The sequence below is a fragment of the Marivirga lumbricoides genome (genome assembly GCF_014636295.1).
Lineage (GTDB): Bacteria > Bacteroidota > Bacteroidia > Cytophagales > Cyclobacteriaceae > Marivirga > Marivirga lumbricoides.
The window spans coordinates 25,079-34,612 of sequence record NZ_BMEC01000026.1 but is presented as its reverse complement, the minus strand read 5'-3'; the positions used below and the strand labels follow the sequence as shown (position 1 = coordinate 34,612).

The 9,534-nt window shown below is 39.7% G+C and carries 8 protein-coding genes; 5 read left to right on the top strand and 3 right to left on the bottom strand.

Annotated elements, in window-relative coordinates:
• Nucleotides 1-333 precede the first annotated feature (333 nt).
• On the bottom strand, nt 334-1,680 hold the full coding sequence (locus tag IEV85_RS24110; RefSeq protein WP_188467835.1) for a TolC family protein: 1,347 nt from the start codon (nt 1,678-1,680) through the stop codon (nt 334-336).
• A 17-nt stretch (nt 1,681-1,697) separates the two neighbouring features.
• Nucleotides 1,698-2,237, bottom strand: a complete 540-nt coding sequence (locus IEV85_RS24105) for an efflux RND transporter permease subunit (RefSeq protein ID WP_229712727.1) — start codon at nt 2,235-2,237, stop codon at nt 1,698-1,700.
• Here IEV85_RS24105 and IEV85_RS24100 point away from each other — a divergent pair.
• A complete protein-coding gene (locus tag IEV85_RS24100) occupies nt 2,202-2,540 on the top strand; it encodes an aspartate/glutamate racemase family protein (RefSeq protein WP_188467838.1) in 339 nt (112 codons plus the stop codon). The two genes, IEV85_RS24105 and IEV85_RS24100, sit on opposite strands and share 36 nt — an antisense overlap.
• Before the next feature lie 114 nt (nt 2,541-2,654).
• Here the strand turns inward: IEV85_RS24100 and IEV85_RS24095 are convergent, their stop codons facing one another.
• On the bottom strand, nt 2,655-3,689 hold the full coding sequence (locus IEV85_RS24095; protein WP_188467833.1) for a helix-turn-helix transcriptional regulator: 1,035 nt from the start codon (nt 3,687-3,689) through the stop codon (nt 2,655-2,657).
• A gap of 464 nt (nt 3,690-4,153) precedes the next feature.
• On the opposite strand from IEV85_RS24095, the gene IEV85_RS24090 reads away from it, so the two are divergent.
• From IEV85_RS24090 to IEV85_RS24075, 4 genes are all read left to right on the top strand, one after another.
• Nucleotides 4,154-5,557 (top strand): RtcB family protein, encoded by a 1,404-nt coding sequence (locus IEV85_RS24090; protein WP_229712726.1) that lies wholly within the window; start codon nt 4,154-4,156, stop codon nt 5,555-5,557.
• 1 nt (nt 5,558) lies between these two features.
• Entirely contained in the window at nt 5,559-6,197 is a 639-nt protein-coding gene (gene prfH / locus IEV85_RS24085; protein WP_229712725.1) for a peptide chain release factor H, read from the top strand.
• Between the two features lie 255 nt (nt 6,198-6,452).
• Complete coding sequence (locus tag IEV85_RS24080) at nt 6,453-8,471, top strand: tetratricopeptide repeat-containing sensor histidine kinase (RefSeq protein WP_188467832.1); 2,019 nt, start codon at nt 6,453-6,455, stop codon at nt 8,469-8,471.
• A 440-nt stretch (nt 8,472-8,911) separates the two neighbouring features.
• Nucleotides 8,912-9,493: a hypothetical protein gene (locus IEV85_RS24075; protein WP_188467831.1), complete on the top strand. Its 582-nt coding sequence runs from the start codon at nt 8,912-8,914 to the stop codon at nt 9,491-9,493.
• The last annotated feature ends 41 nt before the right edge of the window (nt 9,494-9,534 follow it).

The window sequence follows — 9,534 nt, the reverse complement described above, 5'->3', positions numbered from 1 at the left end:
ATTGCGATGGATCTATTATGATCAATGACGAGTAATAGTCTTGTTCCCTCTCTTTTGCTAACTTTAATAACCAAATATAATTCTCATTTTGAACCTATTCAATTATAGGGGCTAACTTACGATGACGGTTCTAATGAGCTTACGTTCAACTTTGGGAGATTAGCTCATTGCCGCATAGGGGGCGATGGTTCGCAGTGTGTATCCACATAATAAACAGAATACCCGATGGCAAATCCTGAACCATGTTAAGATATTCAAAAGCCAGCTCCTGAATGAATCAGGAGCTTTTTGACTGGGATGAATAGTCGCTTTTTTAACATATTAATGGATAGGTTAGCGACCCGTTAACTGTAAATAAGTAGCGATGGCCAGGCGGTATTTGGTTTTTGCTTCAATAAGCTTGTCGTCCGTTTCCACTACGATGGCCTGGGCCTCCAGCAGGTCAGATACTGTGATCAGCCCATTGTTGTAGCTGTCCCGGGTAACTCTTAGGTTTTCCTCTGCTTGTCTGGCTGTAGTTTGCATGAGCTGCACCTGTTCGTGGGCCTGGGTTACATCCGTCCAGCCTTTTTCAATTTGCAGTACCAATAGTTTCTGGGTATCGTCAAAGGTATTTTGAGCGATACGTACCTTTGCCTCATGTTCTTTGACTTTGTGCGTGCCTCCCCACCAGTCTGATATCGGAATGGAGATTGTGGCATACAACAATCCGTTGTTCCTTCCATCTGCACCAGGTATGACGCCATTCAGATAAAAACCGGATGCACCTACAGCTACCTGGGGCATCAGCTCCCCTTTGGCCATTTTGGTTTGCAGCTGTTCTGCTTCTACCGATTTTTGCAATAGCTCATACTCAATTCGACCAGAAACAGCTTCCTTTGACTGGGTGAAATAGGCTTGTGGCAGGTTGACTTCCTGCAAATCTTCTGACAATACAAGCATGGAATCATAGTCGATCCCTATGGTCTGACAAAATTGCATGGTGGCCAGCTTTTTACCATTGGTTAGTTGGCTCTTATTAGCTTGTAGTTCACTTTGCTTGAGCTGTACTTTGAGTAGATCATTTTTGAGGATCAACCCAGAATTGTACGCATCGTTGACCTGCTTTTCCACACTGCTCAGCAATTCTTCATACTTGGCAATGGTCTTTTCCTTTTCCTGCAAAGACACGATCAGCCAGTATTGTTGCTCTGTTTGCAAAAGCACCTGATCTTCTGTAAGTGCAAACTGCTTTTCCTTTACATCCACACCGAGCTTAGCCAGTTTGTTTCCATTGGCGATACGTCCTCCCGTATAAACGGGCTGCACCAGGTTGATGGATGCCAGTTGAGCCTCTTCCATTAAACCCATATTTAGTCCGGGGAAATAGGCAAATTCCGTGGCTGTCGCCAAATTAGCTGGGTTGCCATCATACACAGGTAAATTGCCTCCCGGAACGTCCATTTCCACAATTGGACTGATAGCCTTCATGCCAAACAGGGATGCGTTCACCTTCGGGAAATAGTTAGTGGAAGCATTCTTTTTTACTTCCTGCATGGCTTCCAACTCAAGTTGGCTGTTTCTCATGGCTACATTGCTTTGCAGGGCCATTTCTTTACAGTCTGCCAGGCTCAGCGTATTTTGTCCGTAGCTGCTAACAGCTATCGAACACGCGGTAATTACTATCAAAAATCTTTTCATTTGTAAATTCTTCTTTGTTATGACTTTCTGAACAATCGGTAATACAATACCGGCAATACATATAAGGTAAGTATCATAGATACGAGTAGACCAAAGCAGACCACTGAGCCAAGAGGCCCCCATAGGGTAGAGCCGCTCATAATCATGGGAACCACTCCGATAGCTGCCGCGAAAGAGGTCAGGAATATCGGGCGCATCCTTCTTCGGCCACTGGCCAGGGCTGCTTCTTTGATGGACATGCCTTCTTTGTTGCGCAATTCCTCTGCATAGTCTATGAGGATGATACCATTCCTTACTACTATTCCCATCAGACTCATGATGCCCAAGAAGGAAGTCAGACCGAAAGGGTAGCCTGTCAGCCACAGTCCTATGCCTGCACCCAATAAACTAAGGGGCATGGTAGTCATGATGAGTAAAGCAAAGCCTGGTTTTTTGAACTGGAATAGCAGGATGAAAAAGATGAGCACCACACCTACGATTAAGGCTTTGGCCAGTGAAGGATAGTTTTCTAACTCGTTTTCTTGCTCTCCACCATATTTAATGATTGGACCGAACAAGCTGAGTTTGATTCTCATTTAAACAGTGTCTTAGCACCATTAGGACAGATTGATGGACTTTTACTGGCTTGTACACATTATCCTTTAATTGCGGAAAGATTGAAAGCTTACTATGATGGAAAAGTTACAATACTAGATCCGATGGAAGAAACGCTCAAGATGAATTTTTCAGACCTGCCTAATGAGTTACATGGTAAAAGCACTGATTTGTTTCTGACAACTGGTGATGCTGCGTTAATGGCTCGCCTGGCTAACCGTTTATATGGTTTGGTTGAATTGAATATTGAGTCAATAAGTATTTAGTATGTATTATTTTTGATAATCAGTGTATTAAATTTATTTTCTACATCCCAACAGAGTGGAGAAATTATAATCTTTAATGGGTTAAATAAAGTTAATGAATATTCCCAAACTCCATTAACCTGTTTTTTTTTCATTAATGGATTCATAATTGCCAACAGCAGCTTTGAGCTTTGAAAGAATACGGCTTCTCAGCTTCTCCGGTTTAATAACTTCAATAGAGTCTCCAAATCCCAATATTTCCCTTTCCAGTTCAAAATTTATTTGAACATTCAGTATGACTTCTATGCCATTTTTGGAAGTAGAAATCACCTCCTGCGAACTATGGAGGGGTTTTGTAATCACATAGGGAGCGTTTTTCCGATCAATTTTCAGATGAACCTTCTGAGGACGCTTTACCTGATCAACCGTTACTCCAATCACATGTTTGAAATGTTCTTCAGCATCAAAAGCTAAATTTTCCACATATTGAAGGTTTTCGGCAATTGTAATCTCCTTAATGCGGTCTAATGCAAGCGTAACTAAAGGCTCTTTCGCACTTCTACGCCCCAAAACAAACCATCGGTTTCTATATTCCTTCAAGAGATAAGGATGAAAATGGATCATATTGGCTTGCCTGGCATGAAAGGATTGATATAGTAAATTTAACACCTGCTTTTTGTGAATGGCTTGATAAATATCATCAAGATATGATATACCTCGAAGGTTTTCGTTGGTTTCAAGCAATACAATGGACTTTTGTTTACTACGAGCAGTGTAAACCTTATCCTCTAAACGCTGGATCATACCAGTCATTTCCTGAAAATGAGAGAAGCCTTTAAATTGTCTGAGGATATCAACCACTTCGTTAAGTTTATTTAAATCATTATCTGTGAGCGGGCTATTAGTAATGGAATAATCCGGGTCTGAATATTTATAGTATTTCTTCTCCTCAACCACAATAGGAGCGTTATACCCTAATTTATCACTGCGCATCATTTGAATATCAAGTTGAATAGTACGTTTACTAACACCTTTATCTATTCCTTCATATTCATATAGCGCATCCGAGACAGTGTCAATAAGGTTTTCCAGAGTCCATCTTCTATACTTGTTTCTCAGGCACTTATCAAGCGTTGTATATCTAATTAAAGCATTTCTATTTACCGGCATAATTTTATTTATTAATTCCCCTGTTTCCAGACATAAAACACCCAGCTTTATTCTCCCTCAAGGGTGGAATTTCACGGAAAAATAAGAACTTTTTTACTACGCAAAGATATTGCGCAATAAATAATTTTCCAATTCTCTTGGTTTTTAGGACAAATTGCTTCTACATTTGCATTATTAATTCACTCCTATAACTGAAGGGAGGTCACAATGATGGTGCAGAAAATACATATCGCTTTATTGACCGGGAGCTTAGCTTCTTAAGAATGCTAAGCTGATATACTTTTTGTGCCCGGTCCCAACGATCGGGTTTTTTTGTGCCTTTTGCTGACTAAGCAATTTCTTCAAATCTTCCCGACACTTCAATCAATTATTTATTAGCCTATTCCTTTTGGGATTTGATTGCTGTTTATACATCAATCAGCTGTAGTAATTTGCTACAAGGGGCTACCATATTTTAATGCTTTATGGGCAAGATTAAATTAAAAGGTAAAGACCTTAGAAAAATTAAATATTCGTCTAATCGATCAATAGCCTTGGCTATTGACGTAATGGCAAAACATTACAAACACAGCTCTAAAGAAGAGCAACTAGCGATATTATTAGATATCAAAAACAACTTTCAAAACTATCTGGATCATGATATTCTGGGTGCTATTGCATCGGAATTTGATGATACAATGAGCTTTAAAGAGCGATCAGAGATTGAATTATTAAGAGAATCTGGAGAATTTTCAGTTTTCGGAAGGCCACATATTTCCAGCAATGCCTTCCAACAGATGGAAATGGCCATGCGTTTACCCGTTTCAAGGCGAGGAGCACTCATGCCGGATGCACATCAAGGCTATGGATTGCCTATAGGCGGTGTTTTAGCTACTGAAAATGCGGTAATCCCTTATGGAGTAGGGTTGGATATAGGGTGTCGGATGAGTCTGACTTTATATGACGCTGATGAAGCGTATTTGAAAAGACATGCTTATCAATTCAAAATGGCGCTTAAAGAGCGCACCAATTTTGGAACAGGAGGGGAGATATCCTTTCAACAGGAGCACGAAATACTGGATAGACCAGAGTTTGCACTTACAGATCTGCTGCGTCAGCTTCATGGCAAGGCTGTAAAACAGCTGGGTACTTCCGGTTCTGGTAACCACTTTGTGGAATTTGGTATGGTGACGCTACATGAGGGAGATGCTTTGGGACTTGTCCCAGGCACGTACCTGGGGTTATTGGCCCACTCTGGTTCACGTGGCATGGGTGCATCCATCGCCAGGCACTATACACAGGTGGCCCGGGAGCAATGTTTGTTACCTCGGCAGGCTCAGCATTTTGCCTGGCTGGATCTGGATACAGAAGCGGGACAGGAATATTGGATTTCTATGAATCTGGCAGGGGATTATGCCAGGGCATGCCATGATCAAATTCATCATAACCTTGCCAAGCACCTTGGTTTGAAACCCATAGCAAAAGTGGAAAACCACCACAATTTTGCCTGGAAAGAAACGCACGAAGGAGAAGAGTTGATTGTGCACCGTAAGGGAGCTACTCCAGCCGCTCAAGGTGAGTTGGGAATCATCCCAGGTTCCATGACAGCAGCGGGTTACATCGTTCGAGGGAAGGGTGATGCCTGTTCCTTGAAGAGTGTCTCACATGGTGCGGGTAGAAAAATGTCCCGAAGCAAGGCAAGAGCATCCATTACTGGTAGTGAGCTCAAGAAGATCCTTAGCAGGGAACAAATCACTTTAATTGGTGGTGGACTGGATGAGGCTCCTATAGCTTACAAAGATCTCACTCAGGTGATGGCATCTCAGGAGCAACTGGTAGAGGTAATTGGCCAATTTGAGCCAAGAATTGTAAGAATGGATAAAAACTGAAATGATGGAAAGAAATCAAACCATTTATATCCAGATTTCAGCAGGTAGAGGCCCGGCAGAATGCTGCTGGGTGGTTGCCCAGGCACTTAAGCGATTGCTGGAAGAAGCGAAGAGGCAGAGATTGCATTCGGAAGTAATTGATCGGCAGGAAGGTTTGCAAAACGGGACACTGTTCTCAGCACTTGTTGCCATTACAGGTGATCAGGCAAAATCCAAAATGGGCGATTGGGAAGGAACCATACAGTGGATAGGACAGAGCCCGTACCGCAAGTATCATAAAAGAAAGAACTGGTTCGTTGGTGTTTCCTTCTTTAAACCACAGAAGGGGGTCGCGTTGCAAACTTCGGATGTCAGCTACAAAGCCTTTCGAGGGTCAGGTCCGGGTGGACAGCATAGAAATAAAGTGGAGACCGCTGTGAGAGCCACACATGCTCCAACAGGGGTGAGCACGACTTCTTCAGAGGCCAGATCTCAGCATCAAAACAAACAGTTGGCCTTCAAAAAGCTGGAGCAGTTGCTAAAATCTTTTGAAATAGATCAGCAGCGCGAATTGATCAACGAGCAATGGATGCAGCATTTGAGTCTGGAGCGAGGCAATGCGGTGTTAGTCTTTGAAGGAAGAAAATTCATTCAGAGATGATACCTGGAAAAATGGCACAACGGCAAAAGCTTGTGCGGAGGTTGTAGCCTGAGTGCCATCAGTTATATGCAGCCAGATACAATCTTAATTATGCATATTTGCAAAACTTAACCATTGTGCCATTTGTTTTTTATTGTGAATGAAATTACCACGGAAGTAAAATATAGAATCGCTAATTGGTTCCAAAAAAGTGACTTTTGAAAATTAACTTTTAGGTAGTTATATTTCAAATTATTATTCCTTTATTTAAAACTAATGAAATCGACAGGAATTACATATGTCCTAATTACATTATTCTTCATACTATGTGTGAACGCAAATGGACAGACGATTGGCAATATTGCTAAGGCTAAAAAAGTTATTCAAGAAGGTTCGCCAACTGAAAAAACTGAAGCTTATAATCAATTAGGTTGGGAGTATCGTAAAATGTATCCTGACAGCTCTATCTATTTTCTAAAAACTTCAATTGAATTAATAGAACTCTATAAAAACGATCAGCTTTTACCGGAAACATATAACTATCTGGGGGTAGCTTATCTCTATAAAGGTGACTATTTAAAATCATATGATTATCATGAAAAGGCCAAAGACTTAGCATTAGAAAAGCAAGATAGCTTACAATATGCTCATGCACTTAATAGTTTGGGTAGGCTTTTTGAAGGGACAGCAGCCTATGATAAAGCCATAGATTATTACTACCAAGCACTAGATATATTTGAGAAATTAGATAACAAAATCGGTCTAACCTATATATACTCCAGCCTGGCTACCTTCTACCAAAGCCAAAAATCATATATCAAGGCAGAAGAGATGTCGAAGCGAGCTTTAAAAATCCGTATAGATGAGGGGTTGGTGGTAGGTGTGGCTTTCAGCTATCTGGAACTAGCGAAAATTTATTCCGCTGCCAATAAGAATGACTTAGCCCACCAAATGTTGAGTAATTCGAGGGTTTACAGTGACAGTGTAAAAAATAACCTGGTTTTGAAAGCTGAAGTAAATACTGAAATCGCTAATCTCTATAGAAAAGATCAGCAGTATGAAGAAGCAAAGCGCCTAATGGAAGCCTCAAAGGATATCGCAGAAGGAATCACCAATCAGAACTTATTGATGAAAGTGTATAATCAATATGGCATACTAAACTATGATTTAGGTAATTACGATGAAGCTATTGCTTTCCATATAAAAGTCGTTCAAGCCGCTGAAAATTCAGCTTTTTGGAAAGAGCTAAAACAATCTTATCTGTATTTGTCCAAAAGCTATGAAGCAAAAGGGAATGCACAAAGAGCATTAGAATACTTCAAAAATTACAATGAGATTGAAAATAAGTTCCTGGATATAGAAAAAGCGCGGTTAGTGCAACAGCATGAATCAAGAATAGCCCTCGAGAAAAGAGCTCAAGAAAATGAACTCTTAAAAATAGAAAAAAAGAAAAATAATGAACTACTTGAAGAACAGAGAATTAGGAACTTCTCACTAACTGGACTACTGATCGTATTAGTCATTTTTGCGTTTACAGTTCAAGCAAATTCTAATAAAAAGAAACGAGCTAATGAGAAGCTAAGCAATCAAAAAGATAAACTTGCAGATCTTAATCTACAGAAAGACACCTTAATGAACATTCTTGCTCATGACTTAAAAGCTCCTTTTAACAGGATTAGAGGATTGGTTGAATTAATAAAAGTAGATAAGTCAAACCAAGATAAGTACATACATATGATTGATCAAATGAGTATTAATGGGAGCGACCTAATCAAAAACGTATTAGATGTAAACAAGCTTGAAGCAGGTGAAGCCAATGAAAATGTAGGTCAGGTAGATGTAGAGTATTTATTAAAAGAGAAGCTTATCCATTACACAGAAGATGCTAAGCATAAGAATATTACATTGCAGAATAATATTTCCGTTGATCGAAATTTTATTACCAATCAATTATACCTTGAACGTATTGTTGATAATCTGATTTCAAATGCCATTAAATACTCATCGTTTAATTCTACCGTAAAGATAACATCCGTATTAGACAATCAGCAGCTTAAATTAATAGTAACAGACGATGGCCCTGGCTTTACGGAGGATGATAAAAAAAGTTTATACTCTAAGTTCAAAACACTCTCAGCAAAACCTACCGGAGGTGAGGCTTCCAACGGACTTGGTTTGTCACTTGTTAAATCGTTGGTGGATAAGTTAAGAGGAAAAATTACACTGCTAAGTGAAGTTGGTAAAGGAAGTACGTTTGAAGTCATTATACCTGAACTAACCTATGGCAATAACTGACTCTATGGAAACTCCATATAAAACAAATGAAATTAACAGAGCTATCTGAAGCAATACCAATAGGTTGAGTTGAGCCAAGTCATTTCTTTGGGTAGGCTTACACTCGGTCATATATCACATATGGTGTGTCGAGATTACAATAAATCAAAAATTATTTCATTATTTTTTCATCTACGCAAAAAGGTTGCGCATTAGGTGCTCAAATTTGACTTATTATTAAGTAATGCCCCTGTAGCTCCAATGGTAGGGCACAGTAAAACAGTTGAGACTGGTTGCATAATAAGTTGGTTTCCGGAAGACTGAATTGCGGTTAATAGCCCAGTAGGTCACAGCACCGAAATGCCTCTCAGAGAAGCAAAGTAGGGAAGCGTGTTTCCCAACGCATACGGGTTCGAATCCCGTCTGGGGCTCTGAAGAATTAAATAGTGAATTGAAGAACTATGGAGGATTTAAAAGAGAGAATTTTTAAGGTCATAGAAAAGCAGGTTGAGATGAAAGAATTTGAAAACTGGCTTTACTCTAATATACAGCTATCTGAAAGAATGGATGAAGAGTTAATTCTGCAATTGTATATCTTTAATTATAATCAGCAAGGGGTTGACTATGAGTTTAAAACACTTTTTCTTTCATTTTTTGAAGAGCGAGAGTTTACAGACTGGAAAATCATTGCAAATCTGGAGACACTCTCAGAAGGCTGTAAAGAACCGGAAACAATCTTAGCAGACTTTTGTGATTTGGGATATGAAAACTACCCGTATCTCACAAGTATTGGTTATAATAAATATGAGTTAGAAGATTACGCATACTTTAACAGGAGTAGAGAGCAGATGATCAATGAGATACAAGAAGAGGCAAGCCAGCTTCTGGCAGAAATAAAAGATTGGTTAAGAACCCACCCTGGTGAGGATTTGAGCAAGTTTGAATCCAGAACAAAGAAAATTGATATGATTCCCAATAACTTTCCGGAAAATGTTATTAAAACAGAAAGTACTTCAAACAAATGGTGGGAATTTTGGAAATAAATTTTAATGAGCAAAAAGATTGCGTAGCTTATTTTTTAATT